The organism is Amycolatopsis sp. NPDC049253 (genome assembly GCF_040678995.1).
Lineage (GTDB): Bacteria > Actinomycetota > Actinomycetes > Mycobacteriales > Pseudonocardiaceae > Amycolatopsis.
Genome location: NZ_JBFAQX010000004.1, coordinates 373,874 through 390,535, shown reverse-complemented (window position 1 = coordinate 390,535; position 16,662 = coordinate 373,874). Strand labels below are relative to the sequence as shown.

General features: G+C 73.5%; 17 protein-coding genes. 14 read left to right on the top strand and 3 right to left on the bottom strand.

Features of this window, described 5'->3' with window-relative positions; translation table 11 throughout:
- Nucleotides 1-5: 5 nt before the first annotated feature.
- From AB0K15_RS12370 to AB0K15_RS12345, 6 genes are all read left to right on the top strand, one after another.
- Complete coding sequence (locus AB0K15_RS12370) at nt 6-914, top strand: YegS/Rv2252/BmrU family lipid kinase (protein ID WP_364048710.1); 909 nt, start codon at nt 6-8, stop codon at nt 912-914.
- Between the two features lie 67 nt (nt 915-981).
- A complete protein-coding gene (locus AB0K15_RS12365; RefSeq protein ID WP_364048708.1) occupies nt 982-3,747 on the top strand; it encodes a DEAD/DEAH box helicase in 2,766 nt (921 codons plus the stop codon).
- 187 nt (nt 3,748-3,934) lie between these two features.
- Nucleotides 3,935-4,783 carry a DUF4333 domain-containing protein gene (locus AB0K15_RS12360; protein ID WP_364048706.1) on the top strand — a complete coding sequence of 283 codons (849 nt, stop codon included), beginning with the start codon at nt 3,935-3,937 and terminating at the stop codon, nt 4,781-4,783.
- Between the two features lie 80 nt (nt 4,784-4,863).
- Complete coding sequence (locus AB0K15_RS12355; RefSeq protein ID WP_364048704.1) at nt 4,864-6,066, top strand: GNAT family N-acetyltransferase; 1,203 nt, start codon at nt 4,864-4,866, stop codon at nt 6,064-6,066.
- Between the two features lie 45 nt (nt 6,067-6,111).
- Nucleotides 6,112-6,513, top strand: a complete 402-nt coding sequence (locus AB0K15_RS12350) for a DUF4333 domain-containing protein (protein WP_364048702.1) — start codon at nt 6,112-6,114, stop codon at nt 6,511-6,513.
- A 54-nt stretch (nt 6,514-6,567) separates the two neighbouring features.
- Entirely contained in the window at nt 6,568-7,785 is a 1,218-nt protein-coding gene (locus tag AB0K15_RS12345) for a GNAT family N-acetyltransferase (protein ID WP_364048700.1), read from the top strand.
- Between the two features lie 7 nt (nt 7,786-7,792).
- On the opposite strand, the gene AB0K15_RS12340 is transcribed toward AB0K15_RS12345, so the two are convergent.
- Entirely contained in the window at nt 7,793-8,743 is a 951-nt protein-coding gene (locus tag AB0K15_RS12340; protein WP_364048698.1) for a 5'-3' exonuclease, read from the bottom strand.
- 111 nt (nt 8,744-8,854) lie between these two features.
- Between AB0K15_RS12340 and AB0K15_RS12335 the strand changes: the two genes are divergently transcribed.
- From AB0K15_RS12335 to AB0K15_RS12320, 4 genes are read left to right on the top strand one after another with little or no spacing between them, the layout of a single operon-like run.
- Nucleotides 8,855-9,742: an NAD(P)H-binding protein gene (locus AB0K15_RS12335; protein WP_364048696.1), complete on the top strand. Its 888-nt coding sequence runs from the start codon at nt 8,855-8,857 to the stop codon at nt 9,740-9,742.
- The gene (locus AB0K15_RS12330; RefSeq protein WP_364048694.1) at nt 9,742-10,353 is read left to right on the top strand and encodes a CPBP family intramembrane glutamic endopeptidase; all 612 of its coding nucleotides are present in this window, start codon (nt 9,742-9,744) and stop codon (nt 10,351-10,353) included. Before AB0K15_RS12335 ends, AB0K15_RS12330 begins: the two co-directional genes overlap by 1 nt.
- Nucleotides 10,354-10,389: 36 nt before the next feature.
- Complete coding sequence (locus AB0K15_RS12325) at nt 10,390-11,532, top strand: Xaa-Pro peptidase family protein (RefSeq protein WP_364048692.1); 1,143 nt, start codon at nt 10,390-10,392, stop codon at nt 11,530-11,532.
- A complete protein-coding gene (locus AB0K15_RS12320) occupies nt 11,529-11,981 on the top strand; it encodes an Lrp/AsnC family transcriptional regulator (RefSeq protein ID WP_009078207.1) in 453 nt (150 codons plus the stop codon). The genes AB0K15_RS12325 and AB0K15_RS12320 overlap by 4 nt, the downstream gene beginning before the upstream one ends.
- Nucleotides 11,982-12,314: 333 nt before the next feature.
- Here the strand turns inward: AB0K15_RS12320 and AB0K15_RS12315 are convergent, their stop codons facing one another.
- Nucleotides 12,315-12,443 carry a hypothetical protein gene (locus tag AB0K15_RS12315; protein WP_364048690.1) on the bottom strand — a complete coding sequence of 43 codons (129 nt, stop codon included), beginning with the start codon at nt 12,441-12,443 and terminating at the stop codon, nt 12,315-12,317.
- Nucleotides 12,444-12,944: 501 nt separating this feature from the next.
- On the opposite strand from AB0K15_RS12315, the gene AB0K15_RS12310 reads away from it, so the two are divergent.
- From AB0K15_RS12310 to AB0K15_RS12300, 3 genes are read left to right on the top strand one after another with little or no spacing between them, the layout of a single operon-like run.
- Nucleotides 12,945-14,015 carry a class I SAM-dependent methyltransferase gene (locus AB0K15_RS12310; protein WP_364048688.1) on the top strand — a complete coding sequence of 357 codons (1,071 nt, stop codon included), beginning with the start codon at nt 12,945-12,947 and terminating at the stop codon, nt 14,013-14,015.
- A 5-nt stretch (nt 14,016-14,020) separates the two neighbouring features.
- A complete protein-coding gene (locus tag AB0K15_RS12305; protein ID WP_360601484.1) occupies nt 14,021-14,248 on the top strand; it encodes a hypothetical protein in 228 nt (75 codons plus the stop codon).
- Entirely contained in the window at nt 14,235-14,534 is a 300-nt protein-coding gene (locus tag AB0K15_RS12300; protein ID WP_360601482.1) for a hypothetical protein, read from the top strand. The genes AB0K15_RS12305 and AB0K15_RS12300 overlap by 14 nt, the downstream gene beginning before the upstream one ends.
- Nucleotides 14,535-14,546: 12 nt before the next feature.
- Here the strand turns inward: AB0K15_RS12300 and AB0K15_RS12295 are convergent, their stop codons facing one another.
- Nucleotides 14,547-15,626 carry a GDSL-type esterase/lipase family protein gene (locus AB0K15_RS12295; protein ID WP_364048685.1) on the bottom strand — a complete coding sequence of 360 codons (1,080 nt, stop codon included), beginning with the start codon at nt 15,624-15,626 and terminating at the stop codon, nt 14,547-14,549.
- 92 nt (nt 15,627-15,718) lie between these two features.
- Here AB0K15_RS12295 and AB0K15_RS12290 point away from each other — a divergent pair, with 92 nt between their 5' ends.
- Nucleotides 15,719-16,615, top strand: a complete 897-nt coding sequence (locus AB0K15_RS12290) for a hypothetical protein (RefSeq protein ID WP_364048683.1) — start codon at nt 15,719-15,721, stop codon at nt 16,613-16,615.
- Nucleotides 16,616-16,662: the final 47 nt, after the last annotated feature.

The following is a 16,662-nucleotide window of genomic DNA, read 5'->3' as shown; positions in this document are numbered from 1 at the left end:
ACCGGATGGGGCTCAACGCGGCACTCGCCGTCCACCCGGCCTCCGGCCACGGAGCCGCCGCCCGCATCGCGGACACCGTGGCGGCCCGCCTGCGCCCGGCCGTGGACCGGCTCGACGTCCTCGTCGCCACCAGCGTCGACGAGTCCCGCGCCCTCATGCGCTCCGCCCACGCCGAGGGCCTCGACGTGCTCATCGTCCTCGGCGGTGACGGCGCCGCTCACCAAGGCGTGCAGTTCTGCGCCGAACACGACGTCGCCCTCGGCCTCGTCCCGTCCGGCACCGGCAACGACTTCGTCCGCGCCCTCGGCACCCCACCCGACGCCCTCGCCGCCACCGACACCCTCGCCGAAGCCCTGCGCGCCGGCACCCGCCGCCGGCTCGACCTCGGCCGGCTCGACGGGGGTGCGGCGGGCGGCTCCTGGTTCGCCACCGTCCTGTGCTCCGGCTTCGACGCCGCCGTCAACGCCCGCGCCAACCGCCTCCGCTGGCCCTCCGGACCCCGCCGCTACGACGTCGCGATCCTCGCCGAGCTCGCCGCCTTCCGCCCCCGCCCCGTCACCCTCCACACCGACGACACCACCCTCGAGCTCGACGCCACCCTCGTCGCCGTCGGCAACACGCCGTACTACGGCGGCGGCGTCCCCATCTGCCCCCAGGCCACCCCGGACGACGGACTGTTCGACGTCACCGTGATCGGCGCCGCCGGCCGCCTGCAGCTGCTGCGCCTGCTGCCCGGCCTGCGCACCGGCGCCCACGTCGACCACCCCGCCGTCCGCACCCTGCGCACCCGGAAACTGACGGTCGAAACCGCCGCCGGCCCCGGCTGGCCCGCCTACGCCGACGGCGAATCCCAGGGCCGGACCCCCGTCACCGCCACCTGCGTGCCCGGCGCGCTCACCGTCGTCGCCCCGTAACCACCTGGCCACACACCGCGCGGCACGCCGCGTGCGGACTGTCGGTGCCGTGTGGAACCCTGACGGGGTGGCCACTAGCCCTTCACCTTCCCCGGCCGAGGCCTATGCGGTCTCACGCCGCCGCGGCAAGTACCCCCAGCTGACGCGTTTCGCCGGCGAGGTGTCGTTCGAGTTCGACGACTTCCAGGTCCGCGGCTGTGAGGCTCTCGAAGACGGCCACGGCGTGCTCGTGTGCGCGCCCACCGGCGCCGGCAAGACCGTGGTCGGCGAGTTCGCCGTGCACCTGGCGCTCGCCGAAGGCCGCAAATGCTTCTACACCACGCCCATCAAGGCGCTGTCCAACCAGAAGTACGCCGATCTCGTCGCCCGCTACGGCAGCGACGCCGTCGGCCTGCTCACCGGCGACACCTCCATCAACGGCAACGCGCAGGTGGTCGTCATGACCACCGAGGTGCTGCGCAACATGCTCTACGCCGGCAGCTCCGCCATCCCCGAGCTCGGCTACGTCGTGATGGACGAGGTCCACTACCTCGCCGACCGCTTCCGCGGCGCGGTGTGGGAGGAAGTGATCCTCCACCTGCCCGACCACGTCCGCGTCGTCGGGCTCTCGGCCACGGTGAGCAACGCCGAGGAGTTCGGCGAATGGCTCGTCGAGGTCCGCGGCGACACCACCGTCGTGGTCGACGAGCACCGGCCCGTGCCGCTGTGGCAGCACATGCTCGTCGGCAACCGGCTGATGGACCTGTTCGCCGGCCAGGACGAAGCCGACCCGAACGCCGAGCTGAGCATCAACCCCGGCCTGCTGCGCCGCGCCGAAGAGCTCGGCCGCTTCGCCCCCGCCTCGATGCGCGGCAACCGCGGCGGCCGCCGCGGCGCGCCCCGCCCACAGCGGTTCCGCCCGCCTTCGCGCGTCGACGTCGTCGAGCGGCTCGACGCGGCGGGGCTGCTGCCCGCGATCGTGTTCATCTTCTCCCGCGCCGGCTGTGACGCCGCCGTCGCGCAGTGCGTGCGCTCCGGCCTGCGGCTCAACGGACCCGAGCAGGTCGAGGAGATCCGCCGCATCGTCGCCGAGCGCACCGCCGACCTGCCCGAGGGCGACCTGAGCGTCCTCGGCTACTGGGAGTGGCGTGAAGCGCTGGAACGCGGCTTCGCGGGCCACCACGCGGGCCTGCTGCCCGCGTTCAAGGAGACCGTCGAGGAGCTGTTCCTCCGCGGCCTGGTCAAGGTCGTGTTCGCCACCGAGACCCTCGCGCTGGGCATCAACATGCCCGCCCGCACCGTGGTGCTGGAACGGCTGGTCAAGTACAACGGCGAAGCCCACGTCGACCTCACCCCCGGCGAGTACACGCAGCTCACCGGCCGTGCCGGGCGCCGCGGCATCGACGTCGAGGGCCACGCCGTGGTCGCGTGGCAGCCCGGCGTCGACCCGAAACAGGTCGCCGGCCTCGCCTCCACCCGCACGTACCCGCTGCGCTCGTCGTTCCGGCCCGGCTACAACATGGCCGTGAACCTCGTCGCCCAGGTCGGCGCCGACTCCGCCCGTGAGCTGCTGGAACAGTCGTTCGCCCAGTTCCAGGCCGACCGGTCCGTGGTCGGCACCTCCCGGCGCATCGACCGCAACAAGGAAGCCCTCTCCGGCTACGCCCGCGCGGTCACCGGCGAGTTCGACGAGATGCTCGAGTACGTCGAGCTGCGCGCCAAGATCTCGGCCCGCGAGAAGACGCTCTCCCGGCAGAACACCGCCAGCCGCCGCGCCGGCACCGCCGAGTCGCTGGAGAAGCTGCGCAAGGGCGACGTCATCGCCGTGCCCGCCGGGCGCCGGGCGGGCCTGGCCGTGGTCGTCGACCCGGGCCTGGACCCGATCCGCGAGCCGCGGCCCGTGGTCGTCACCGAAGACCGCTGGTCCGGGCCCCTGTCGGTCGCCGACTTCCCGGCCCCGGTCGAGCCGCTCGGCCGCATCCGCCTGCCCAAGCACCTCGAGCTGCGCTCGCCCAAGACCCGCCGCGACATCGCCTCGGCACTGCGCGACTCCGGCATCGCCCTGCCCGGGCGCCAGCGGCGCCGCACGAGCCAGGGAAACGACGCGGAGCTCAACGCCCTGCGGCGCGCCCTGCGCGCCCACCCCTGCCACGGCCTGGCCGAACGCGAGGCCAACCTGCGCTGGGTCGAGCGCTACCAGCGCCTGCAGGCCGAGACCGAGCAGCTCGAACGCAAGGTCGCCGCCACCACCCACTCGCTGGCCCGCGCGTTCGACCGGATCCTCGCGCTGCTCGGCGAACGCGGCTACCTCGGTCCCGGCACCGGCGAGGACCGCGTCACCGAACACGGCCACCGCCTCGCCCGCCTCTACAGCGAGTCCGACCTGCTCGCGGCCGAATGCATCCGCCACGGCGTGTGGGAAGGCCTCGGCGCCGCCGAGCTCGCGGCCGTCGTGTCCACGCTCGTGTTCGAGGCCCGCCGTGACACGGCGGGGGAGCCGCGCCTGCCCGGCGGTTCCGTGCCCAAGGCCTGGGAAGAGACCACCAAGCTGTGGGTCGACCTCACCGAGGACGAACGCCGCCACCACCTCGACCGCACCCGCGAACCCGACGCCGGCTTCGCGTGGCCGGTCTACCGGTGGGCCCGCGGCGAATCGCTCGAGAAGGTCCTCACCGCCGCCGAGACCAACGGCCAGGAACTGTCCGCCGGTGACTTCGTCCGCTGGTCACGCCAGGTGATCGACCTGCTCGACCAGATCCGCGACGTCCTCGGCAAAGCCGACCCGGTCGGCGCCGCCGCCGCGGAAGCCGTGCGCGCCCTGCGCCGCGGTGTCGTCGCGGCCGGTGGAGCGTGACTGTTTTGCCTGAAGCGCGCGCCTTGGCCGCGGGGCGTTCGCGGGCAGGTCGAGGTCACCGCTCGGACAGGGTGCGCGTGGACGCGTGTGCTCGGCCTCGACCTGTGGTTGGATCGCGCTCGACACCGTGGGCAGCGACCCCTCCCGAGGAGGTCGCCGCCGCAGGCAATCAAGGCGGAGGCGAACGATGAGCACGCCGTATGGCGGCAACGACCCGCAGCAGCAGCCCCAGTACGGGCAGCAGCCGCAATACGGGCAACAGCCGGGCGGCGCCTACCCGCCGAGCGGGCCGCAGGAGCAGCAACAGCAGCCCTACAACCCGCAGCAGTACGGCCAGCAGCCCCAGCAGCCCTACGACTCGCAGCCGACGCAGTGGGTCCAGCCCCAGCAGCAGCCCCAGTACGGCCAGCAGCCCGGCGGCTACCCCCAGCAGCAGCCCCCGCAGTCGCCGCAGCAGCCGCAGTGGGGCCAGCAGCCGCCCCCGCAGCAGTACGGCCAGCCCTACGACCCGAACCGGCAGCAGCCGCCCCAGCAGTACGGGCAGCAGCCCGGCGGCTACCCGCAGAGCGGCCCGCAGCAGCAGCCGCTGTACGGCCAGCCGCAGACCGGCCCGCAGGCCCAGCAGCCCTACGGCCAGCCCACCGGCAACCAGTACGACTACGGCCAGGCCACCGCCGTCACCCAGACCGTCGGCGACACCGGTGAAGAGCCGAAGTCCAAGCGCGGCCTGTTCATCGGCATCGGCGCGCTGATCGTCGTGGTCGCCGTGGTCGCGATCCTCGGGTTCGTCGCCCCCGGCTTCTTCAAGACCGAGGTCTTCAACAACACCCAGATGCAGACCGACGTCGCGAAGCTGCTCACCGACACCTACAAGATCGAAGGCGTCACCGGCGTCACCTGCCCGGCCGAGCAGAAGGTCGAGGACGGCGCCAAGTTCGAGTGCACCGCGACCATCAACGGCAAGCCGCAGCAGGTCCCGATCACGGTCAAGGGCAGCGACGGCAACTACGAGGTCTCGCCGCCGGCGGCCCAGTAACCCGCGCGGTGATCGAGCCTGAAAAGTGAAGCCGGGTAATTCGGTGGCCCGCACCCCGCGGGCCACAGGATGATCGCGGCATGAGCGATCACACCGTACGACTCCTGTCCTCCGCCGACGAGCAGCGCGCGGCCTGGAACCTGTTCCGGGGCGCGCTGCACGTCAAGGCCGGCAGCGACGAGGAGTGGGCACGGATCAGCAAGGCTCTGCAGGAGTCGCGCGTGTTCGCCGCGTTCGACCCTGAGCTGATCGGCACCGTGCGCGCCGCCGACCACGAGGTCGTCCTCCCCGGCGGCGCGCGCGTGCCGCTCGCGGCGGTGACCGGGGTCGGCGTCCGCGCCGGTCGCACCCGCCGCGGTGTGCTCAGCGCCCTGCAGACCGCGCAGCTGCAGGACTTCGCCGAACGCGGCGTGGTGCTGGCGTCGCTGCACGCCACCGAGGGCGCGATCTACGGCCGGTACGGCTACGGCGTCGCCACCCTCAGCCGCAACCTCGTCGTCGACCGCCGCCACGCGCGGCTGCGCCCGGAAGCGCCGGCCGGCGGCGAGATCAGCGTGTTCGGCCTCGAGCAGGCCCTGCTGCACTGGCCCGACCTCTACGCCGCGACCGGCACCGCTCGGCCCGGCATGATCACGCGGCCCGCGCACTACTGGCCCATGAACGAAAACCAGGCCCGCCGCTCGGACAGCCCCGTCGAGACCGCCGTGCACCGCGGCCCGGACGGCGTCGACGGCTACCTCGTCTACCACGTCGAACACGGCGAGAGCGACCGGCAGAAACTCACGGTCTTCGAGTTCCACTACACCAATCCCGCCGCGTTCGCGGGCCTGTGGCGGTTCCTGCTGTCGGTGGACCTCGTCGACGACATCTCCGTGATCGCCCGTCCCGTCGACGAACCCGTCGAACTGCTCTTCGCCGACCCGCGCGCGGTGAAGGTCAAAGCGGTCGAGGACGAGACGTGGCTGCGGGTGATCGACGCGCCTGCCGCACTCGCCGCCCGCACCTACGGCCCGGGTGAACCGGTGGTCCTCGAAGTGACCGATTCGCTGCTGCCCGCCAACGACGGCCGCTACCGCATCGGCCCCGACGGCGCCGAGCGCACCGACGCCGCCCCCGCTCTGCGCCTCGACGTCGCCTCGCTCGCGATGCTCTACTTCGGAGCGTGGCGCGCCTCGGCTCTGGCCGACACCGGCCGCGTCGAGGTCCTCGACGACACCGCGGTGTCGCACGTGGACACGTTGTTCGGCACGCGCCGCGCGTCGTGGTGCGGTACTTTCTTCTGACCTTGACCAAGGGCCCTGAACCGGGCATCGGGGACAGGAGCGGGAATGCGCGCCGTGCTGGTGCTGGGTCTGTGCGGTCTCGGAATGCTGCTCGCCACCGGCTGTTCGACCAAACCCGACCCGGCGGCGCCCGTCAAGACCGTCACGGTCACGCCGTCCACCACCGCGCCTTCGGAGACATCGGCGGGCAGTTCGGGCGCGACGCCGGCGTCGGCCACGGGGCCCGGGCGCGTGTTCGACGCGAAAGCCATGGACGCCGCCGTCGCCAAGATCCTCGCCGACACCTACCGGATCGACGGCGTCGGCGAGGTCAGCTGCCCGGACCGCCAGGCCGTGACCGACGGCTCCACCTTCCAGTGCGTGGTGGACATCGCGGGCGCGGAGAAACACGTGCCCATCACGGTCACCGGCACCGCGGGCGACTACCGCGTCGACGCCCCGAAGTAGCGCACCGGAGGAAAACGCGTGGCATCCGGGCCGAGGGCTTGGTTGGATCGCGGCATGACCGACTTCGTGGTACGCCCGATCACCGACGACGAGCGCCGGCCCACCTTCGACCTGCTCGGGCAAGCACTGCACAGCCCCCTGGCCTCGGACGAGACGTGGGCGCAGATCGGCGATGCGTGGGCCGCGCCCGGCAAGTTCGCCGCGTTCGCCGACGACCGTCCGATCGGGATCACCAGCGGTTTCGCCACCACGATCGCCGTCCCCGGCGGCGCGGTCCTGCCCGCCACGGCAGTCGACGGCGTCGGTGTGCGCGCCGACTGGACCCGCCGCGGCGTCGTCACCGCGCTGATGAGCGCGCAGCTCAACGACCTCGCCGAACGCGGCACCACGCTGGCGTGCCTGCACGCCAGCGAAGCCGTGATCTACGGCCGCTTCGGCTACGGCATCGCCACCTCCGGCGCCACCGTCCGCGTCGACCACCCCGCGCGGCTGCGCGAGGGCGCCGAAGCCGGCGGCGCCGTCCGGCTGCTCGACCCCGACGAGGCCCGTGCTCAGCTTCCCGCGCTGTACCAACGGATCGGGCTGCACCGGCCGGGCATGATCGCCCGCCCCGACGTCTGGTGGCCCATCGCCCTCAACCGCCGGCTGAGCCGGGAAGGCGGATTCCGCGTGGCCGTCCACACCGGACCGGACGGCCGGGACGACGCGTTCGCGATGTTCAAGAGCGTGGACCAGACCACCGTCGCCGATCCCGAGCACGGGGTGCTGCTGGAGGTCCGCGACCTGCACGGCGCGAACCCGGAGGCCATTGCCGCGCTGTGGCGGTTCCTGCTCTCGATCGATCTCGTCGCCAGCGTGAGCTCCCGCTTCCGCCCGGTCGACGAACCCCTCTCGGTGCTGCTCACCGACCCGCGCCGCGCCCGCACCACCGAGGTGGAAGACGACCTGTGGCTGCGACTGGTCGACGTCGCCGGCGCACTCGCCGGGCGCACCTACGGTACGGCCCGACCCGTCGTGTTCGAAGTGGACGATCGGCTGCTGCCGGCCAACCGCGGCCGCTACCGCGTCGGTCCCGACGGAGCCGAGCGCACCGAAGCCGCCGTGGACCTGCGCCTCGACGCCGACACCCTCGCCATGCTCTACCTCGGCGAGTGGCGCCCCTCGACCCTCGCGCAGGCCGGCCGGATCACCGTGGTCAACCCGGCGGCGCTCGGCCGCGCCGACACCCTGTTCGCCACCGGCACGCGGCCGTGGTGCGGCACGTACTTCTGAGCCGCGCTCACGCCTTGGGCAGCGCCGCCAGCAGCCGTTCGACCGAGCGGCCCAGGTTCCACCGCTCGGCCAGCTCCGCGACCCGGTCCGGGTCCGCGGGGCTCGTCGGCACCGCGTCCGGCCCGGACTGCACCACCGGCGCGTCCACGGCGACCCGCACCACGGTGGGGGCCACGGCGAGGTAGTCGGCCGCGTCCTTGAGGCGCAGCCGCGTCTTCAGCGGCAGCCGCGAGTCGCCCGACTGCGAGGCCGCGATCAGCTCCTCCAGCGACCCGAACTGCGTGATGAGCTTCGCCGCGGTCTTCTCGCCGATCCCGGCCACTCCGGGCAGCCCGTCGGACGGGTCGCCCCGCAACGCGGACATGTCGGCGTAGGCGGGGCCCGCGTGATCGGCCGGCACGCCGTAGCGTTCGGCGATCTCGGCCTGACCCAGCACCTCGGCCTTCGCCCAGCCCTTGCCCACGTACACGACCGACGCCGGCGTCGGCGTGGCGCGCACGAGCTGGAACAGGTCGCGGTCGCCGGTGATGACCTCGACCGGCGCGTCCTGCTCGTGCGTGGCCAGCGCGCCGATCACGTCGTCGGCCTCGTAGCCCGCCGCCTCGGCCGTGGCGAATCCGAACGCGGCCAGCACGTCGAGGATCACCGGCACCTGCGGCGTGAGCGTGTCGGGTACCTCCTCCACGTCGGCCTCACCCTCACCGTGCCCCGGCACGGCCACGCGGTGCGCCTTGTAGCTGGGCAGCAGGTCGGTGCGGAACTTCGGCCGCCAGTCCGCGTCCAGGCACGCCACCAGCCGCGACGGGCGCCGGTCGGTGAGGATGCGCGCCAGCGTGTCGGTGAACCCGCGCACGGCGTTGACCGGCGTCCCGTCGGGCGCGGTCATCGAGTCGGGCAGCGCGTAGTACGAGCGGAAGTACAGGCTCGCGGAGTCGAGGAGGGCGAGTGGTCCGGTCACGCGCCCAGCCTGCCACGTCCGCCCGCGCAGCACCCCGCCTGACGCGCCGTCCGGTTTCCACCGCCGAGTCCCGGGTACCCCTCCCGGAAACGGGGAGAAGGGGAGTGAGGCGTGCGCGTACTGGTCACCGGGGCGTCGGGGTTCGTCGGGAGCCGCCTCGCCGAGGCCCTGACCGAAGCGGGCCACGACGTGCGGGCGATGACCCGCAACCCGGCCGTCTACAGCGGCGCGGGGACCGCCGTGCACGGCGACGTCGAGGACACCCGCTCCCTGGAAACGGCCCTCACCGGCGTCGACGCCGCCTACTACCTCGTGCACGCCCTGGACGCGCGTGACTTCGAGCGCCGGGACGCCGCCGCGGCCCGCGCGTTCGCCCTCGCCGCGCGCACCGCCGGGACCGGCCGCATCGTCTACCTCGGCGGCCTCGGCGACGACTCCGACGACCTGTCCGCCCACCTGCGCAGCCGCCGCCAGGTCGAGCACCTGCTCGCCGGCACCGGCGTGCCCGTGACCGTGCTGCGCGCCGGCATCGTGATCGGCCACGGCGGTATCTCGTGGGAGATCACCCGCCAGCTCGTCGAGCACCTGCCCGCGATGATCACCCCGCGCTGGGCCGCCACCCGCGCCCAGCCGATCGCGATCGCCGACGTCGTGCGCTACCTCGTGGGTGTGCTCGACGCGCCGGCCGCGGAAGGCCGCACGTTCGAGATCGGCGGCAGCCAACAGCTGGCCTACCTGGACATGCTGAGGCGGCTGGCCCGGATCGAAGGCCGCAGCCCGCTGATCGTGCCCGTGCCGCTGCTCTCGCCGCGGCTGTCGTCGTACTGGCTCGCGCTGGTGACCGACGTCGACGTGGCCACCGGCCGCGCCCTCATCGACTCCATGGCCAACGAGGTGGTCGTGCGCGACCCCGCGATCCGCGACGTCGTACCGTTCGAACCCATGGACTACGACTCCGCGGCCCTGGCGGCACTGGCCGAACGCGCGCGGGCGGCGTGATGCGGCGCTCGCTGCTCGGGCTGGTCACCGCGGCCGGCACCGGCCTGCTCGGCTGGTCGCTGTCGACGCCTCCCGGTTCGACCCGCTTCCACGGGCGCACCGGCGCCGTCGCCGCCACGTGGGTCGCGGGCGGCCTGGCGGCAGGACGACCGCCGCGGGGTACCTCGCGCCATCCCGTCGCCGGACCGGTGGCGGTCGCCGTCGGCGCGTTCGGCGTGTTCTACGGCTGCGCGCTGGTGGCCCGCCGCATCCCGCCGTTGTCCCGGGCGATCGCGGGCGTGCTCGCCTACGCCGACCGCGGCTCGGGGCCGGCCGTCTACGCGACGACGCTGATCACCGGCGCCGCCGAGGAGGTCTTCTTCCGCGGCGCCCTGCAGGGCGCCCTGCCGCGCGCGCCGGTGGCGACCTCCACAGCGGTGTACGCACTGTCCACCGTGGCCACGCGCAACCCGGCGCTGGTGCTGGCGTCGATCGTGATGGGGACGCTGTTCGGGCTGCAACGGCGGGCCACCGGCGGCATTCAGGCGCCGCTGCTGACCCACGTGGTCTGGTCCGCGTTGATGCTCACGGCGTTGCCGCCGCTGTTCGAAACTCCGGCCCCGCCCGGGTGACGGGTGGCCACGCGCGCCGGTACTAGGCTCAGCCGCATGTCGCGCCGATCCCTCCACACGCCCGCCCCGGACGCCGCCGCGCTCCGCGCCCGCCTCGACCGCGCAGCGAAGGCGGCCGCCGCCGCGGACACCGACGCCCTGCTCATCGCCCCCGGCTCCGACCTGCGCTACCTGCTCGGCCAGGCGGGCGGGTCGTTCGAGCGCCTCACCACCCTCGTGGTGCCCGCCGACGGCGTGCCCGCGCTCGTCGTGCCCAAGCTCGAGGCCCCCGGCTACGCCGACGTGCCCACCGCCGAGCTCGGCATCGAGGTCCTCACCTGGGTCGACGGCGACGACGCCTACCGGCTGGTGGCCGACCGGCTCGGCAAGGCCCGCCGCGTCGCCGTCAGCGACTTCACCCCGGCCCTGCACGTGCTCGCCCTGCGCGCCGCCCTCGGTGACGCCGAGCAGACCCTGGCCGGTCCCGTCGTGCGCGAGCTGCGGATGCGCAAGGACGCCGCCGAAATCGCCGCGCTGCGCGCCGCGGGTGCCGCGATCGACCGCGTGCACGCCCGCGTCGGCGAGTGGCTGCGCGCCGGCCGCACCGAGGCCGAGGTGGGCGCCGACATCGCCGCCGCCATCGTCGAGGAGGGCCACACGATGGCCGACTTCGTGATCGTCGGCTCCGGCCCCAACGGCGCCAGCCCCCACCACGACGTCTCCGACCGCGTGATCGAGCGCGGCGACGTGGTCGTGGTCGACATCGGCGGCCCGCTGCCCGAGGGCTACAACTCCGACTCCACCCGCACCTACGCCGTCGGCGAACCACGCGACGCCGACGTCGCCTCGACCTACGCCGTGCTGCAGCAGGCCCAGCAAGCCGCGGTCGACGCCGTGCGCCCCGGCGCCACGGCCGAGTCCATCGACGCCGCCGCGCGCGACGTGATCGACGCCGCCGGCTTCGGCGAGTTCTTCATCCACCGCACCGGCCACGGCATCGGCCTCGACGTGCATGAGGAGCCCTACATCATCGCGGGCAACGCCCTGCCGCTGGAGCCGGGCATGGCGTTCAGCGTCGAGCCGGGCATCTACCAGCCGGGCCGCTGGGGCGCCCGCATCGAGGACATCGTCGTGGTCACCGAGACCGGCGTCGAGGCCGTGAACACGCGGCCGCACGACCTCGTCGTGCTCGAAGCATGAGCGGCCCCCTCGAGCCGCTCGACCAGGCGATCGTGCAGGAGCTCGCCGCCGACGGCCGGCGCAGCTTCACCGACCTCGCCGAACGCGTCGGGCTGTCGGTGTCGGCCGTGCACCAGCGCGTGCGCAGGCTGGAACAGCGCGGCGTGATCCTCGGCTACACCGCCCGCCTCGACGGCGAGCAGATCGGCCTCCCGCTCACCGCGCTGATCTCGCTGACCCCCAACGACCCGGCCGCACCCGACGACTACCCGCAGCGCATCCAGCACATCACGGAGATCGAGTCCTGCTACTCGGTCGCGGGCGACGAGTCCTACATCCTGCTGGTCCGGGTCGCCTCGCCGCTCGGGCTCGAGGACCTGCTGCGGCGGATCCGGGAGGCGGCCAAGGTGTCGACCCGCACCACGGTCGTGCTGTCGACGCCGTTCGAAGGGCGTTCGCCGACGTTGTGACGCCCGGTGGTGGTGCTTCCCCGTGCCGGGAGCGCCACCACCGGGCGCTGCACCACCGTCGAGCGCACCCCCGCGGGAGCCGTTGGGGGTGCGTTTCCCCGGGCCGGTGGAGGATCCGGCCGTCCTCGGCATCGGGGTCGCCTCGGAATCGCAGCCGAAGTCGAGGTAATGGCGGCCCCGGGGTCGACCACGGAGATCTCAACCTCGCCATCGTCGCCGATCGTCCGGCCCGACCCGGCCCGCCGAGCAGGCCGAACCCCACTGACCGAGAACCCCGGGCCGGTCGTCCGGCATCGACACCACGTGCCGCGTCACCCGCCTCGGTACGTGCTCTCACCACCGGTCGACTTCCGCGCGGATCAGCTCTTCGAAGTGCCGCCCGGGATCGAACCGCACCACCTCCGGCGGCGTCGGCATGGCCGGCCCCGTGCCCCGCTCCTCACTCGGCGAGTACCGCCACACCGGATCGGGCACCTTCCGCCGCGGGCCCGGGGCGGGACGTGCCCGATCCCAGAGGCGCGGTCGTGCCGGTTGTCCTGGGCCGGCTCGGGCCGCGGAAATCCGTAGCTCACCGTGCGGCCGGTGCACCGCACGAACCCTTCGGACTCCGACGCCAGAACCCCGGTGACCGCGGGAGAGCCGAAGATCATTTTCGCGGCCGCAGGGAACAGTCCGGCCTGAACCACCGCGGTGGGTTCATCGCCGCTGGTCCGGACGGCCGCGGAAATCCGGTGGCGGCCGCTCGCGCGCGAGTGCCATGCTGCGGCCCCGCGGATCGGCTCGCGGAAAGGCTTCTCGTGACACTCGGCATGGTGGTCGGCGACCGCTCCTCGCGCACTTCGGCGCCGAGGCGATAGCCGGACCTTTCTCCGCTTCTCGAACCCCGCCCTGGTGCGGGGGTCCCTCGTTCGTGCGCCGAAGTGCTCGCCGTGTACCCGCACGTCCGATCACGAGGAGCCCGAGATGCCCCCGTTCCCGACCCCGCCGCGCCTCACCGCCGTCGACGACGACTGCTCCGCCGCCACCGCCTGCCGGCTCGCCCGCGCCGGCACGGCCCTGCTGTGGCGCGGGACCTTCCCCCAAGCCCGCCGGCTGCTGGCGGCCATGGGCCGCCGGCTGGACCGGCGAGCCCCGCACCCCGTCGACGACCCGGCCGAGGCCTTTCGCGCCCACCGCCGGGCGCGCCGGGACCGTGCCCGGGTTCTGGGGCAGGTGCTCGTCGCCGTGGACGGCGAGTACCGCCTCGACGTGCGCGGCGCGCCGGACGTCCGGGAGGCCTGCCGCCAGGCGTATGGGCCTGCGACCGGCCCTGGCGTGCTCGCCCTGCAGGAGCTGCTCGGTGTGATGGGTGCGCACCAGTGGCGTGAGCGCGGTGTTCCGGTCCCGGCTCTCGGCGCCCGCATCCATCCCCACTACGGGGTGTTCTCGCCGACCCGGAGCGAGTACGTCGACCTCGTGGCCCAGGCGTCCCTGCCCGCGCTGACGCGCACCGCGTTCGACCTGGGCACGGGCACCGGGGTCCTCGCCGCCGTGCTGGCGCGTCGCGGCATCGCCCGCGTCACGGCCACCGACCGCAACCCGCGTGCCCTCGCGTGCGCCCGCGACAACACCACCCGGCTGGGCCGCACCGCCCGGATCGATGTGCGCGGACCCGGCCTGTATCCGGACGGGCGAGCCGATCTCGTGGTCTGCAACCCGCCGTGGCTGCCCGCGCATCCGGTGTCCGACCTGGAGCAAGGCGTCTACGATCCCGGCAGCCGCATGCTGCGGGCTTTTCTCACCGCCCTGACCGCGCACCTCGAACCCGGCGGGGAAGGCTGGCTCGTCCTCTCGGACCTGGCCGAGCGCCTCGGCCTCCGAACCCGAGCCGAACTCCTGGACCTCGTCGGCGCCGCGGGCCTGCGCGTGGTCGGCCGCATGGACACGACACCGCGCCACCCGAAGGCGGCTGCCCGCGAGGACCCCCTCCACGCCGCCCGCGCCGGGGAGGTGACGTCACTGTGGCGCCTCCAGGCCCGACCGCTGGTACGATAAAAGGTATGGCAACACGTAAGGTCACCCTTTCTCTCGACAGTGGTGCGCTCGAGTTCGCCGAACGAGCTGCGAAAGCGCACGGGATCTCGGTCTCGTCCTGGTTGTCCAAGGCGGCCCGGCGGGAGGCGGTGCGCACGGGCTACACCCCGCAGCAGGCGCCGACCGCGCCGGCGGCCGAGGCGGACGAGGTGGAACGGACGGCGGCGGAAAAGGACATGCGTGCGCAGGGGTGAAGTCTGGACGTACCACCCCCCGACCGAACCGGCCAGGGAACGCACCGTGGTGCTCCTGTCCTCGGACGGGGTGAACGAGTCCGAGCGGCCCTGGCTGCTCGGCACCGAACTGCTCGACCGCGACCCGCAAGACATCCTGGGCGTCGCGATCGACGCGCGGTACTGGGTTTCCACACTCAACCTGACCCGCCTGTACCGGCCGTGGTTCGACGAGCGCATCGCCGAGATCGACCAGGAAGTGCAGGAACAGATCGACGTCGCACTGCGGGCCGCGCTCGACCTCTAGGGCCGCCGCCGCTCAGCGGTCGGCGACCTCGGGCACGGCGTGGAGCTTGCCGTCGGGCCCGGACAGGCACGCGGCGTTGCCTTCGCGCCCGGCGAGGAACTCCGAGAGGCAGTCGGCGATCGCGGCGTGCCCCGCGGCGTTGGGGTGGAACGACTCCTGCAGCGCGTGCTGCGCCCGGTCCGCTTGACCCAGATCGCTCAGGTGCAGCGTCAGGCGGGTGAACCACTCCGAAGCCGGGTTCGCCCCGCCGCTGCACGCCTCGTGGTGCTCGCCCGCGCGCGCCAGGTCCAGGAACCGCGCGCCGGACTGCACGGCGGCCTGCTTGAGGCCCGCCGAGAGCGTGGTGATGCCCGTGGTCGAGATCCACTGCAGGTCGTCGGTGCGGAACGGGCAGCCGTTGAGGTTCTGCAACCCCGGCGGAACGTCCGTGGCGACGGGCGTGGCGTAGGACTGCAGCACGAGCTGGTAGTCGGCCGGCACGTAACCCGCCTGGGCCAGCACCTTCTTCACGTCGCCGACGGCGTTGACCACCTTCGGCACCATCGCGTCCACTTTGGACTTCCACGTCTGCCGCAGCGCCACGTTGCACGACGGCGCCCCCGCCGTGAACCACGCCTTGAAGCAGTCGGTCACCTGCGTGGAGAACTTCGGGTCGTCGTTCGCGCCGATCGCGATCACCACGGCCGCCACCCGGTGGTTCTTCACCACCGCGGCCAGCTGCTGCGCCTGCGACTGCTCACCCCACTGCTTCACGCCACCCAGCGACACCTGCTCCGCCGGCGCACCCGAACACGCCAGGTTCACCCGCGCCGTGACGTCCGGAATGCGGACCTTCTGCACGAACGCGTTGGCCGAGCGGTGGCACCAGTCGCCGTTGCGGCCGTCGGTGTCGGGGGTGTAGTCGCCGGCGCCCTCACCCGACACGGTGCTGTCGCCGATCGCGACCACCGTGAGCGGGCCCGTGCCGGGCGGCCCTTTGCGCGGCAGCGGCTGGCCCGGTTTGAGCCCGGGCCCGGAGAACGCGAAGAAGCCCGCGAGCACAGCCACGCAGGCGAGGACCAGGGCCCCCCACCACCACCGGAATCGTCGCATCGCCGCCCGAGTCTAGCGAGCGCGCCCGGCTCTGGGGTTTTCCCCGGTCCCGCCCTGGGACATTGGTCACCACCCGGAAGGTAGCGGATGCCATGAGCGGGCACGAGAAGGACGGACAGCGGCCGCGCGAGGCCTTGACCCGCGACGCGGACAAGCGCGCCCGGTACGCGGCCGACACCTACTTCCAGGAGTCGCTCGAGCACCTGCGCGCCCTCACCGGCGACGTCGGGCGCTTCGCGAGCACCCACGGGCTGCTGCTGCTCAAGCCCGACGCGATCGCCGCCCGCCGGATCATGTCCACAATGGACTGGCTGGCGGACAACGGCTTCCGCGTGGTCGGCGCCCGCCGCGTGCGGCTCACCCCGGTGACCCTGCGGGCGCTGTGGTACTTCCAGTGGAACACCGCCACCCCGCAGCTGCGCCGTATCGCCGACCACTGCGCCGGCTGCACCGACTCGCTGCTGCTGGTCGTCGCCCCCGCCGGGGACCAGGGTCCGCTCGCGGACCTGCCCATGCCGGTCCGCCTCACGGAGCTTGTCGGCCCGGGCGACCCCGCCGCCCGCGAACCGGGCCGCCTGCGCACCGAACTGGGCCGCTACGCGCTGCTCAACCTCGTCCACCCCGCCGGCGATCCCGCCGACGTGGTGCGCGACCTCGGCATCTACTGCAGCCCCGACGCCCGCGCCGAGCTCGTCGAACAGGTCCTCGCCGGCGCTGACCGCCAGGCCCTCGTGCGCGATCTGGCCCGCGACGTCTACGCCGACAGCCCCGCCCACGACCTGTCCGTGCCGGCCGCGAAAACCCGCCTGCGCCGCGAAGCCGAACGGTTGCTCGCCGGCCCCACCCTCACACCCGCGGCGCACGCCGCCCTCGCCCCGGCGCTGACGACCGGCGGAGACGAGGCCGTCCGCACCATCGTCGAGGCGGCCTGGGCCCACCAGCTCGCGCTGCCGGCGTGGGACCTCACGGTCGCCGCGGCCGACCTGTAGCCGATGACGGTGCCGGGTGCCCGCCCGCTCGTGGCCCCGACGACGGC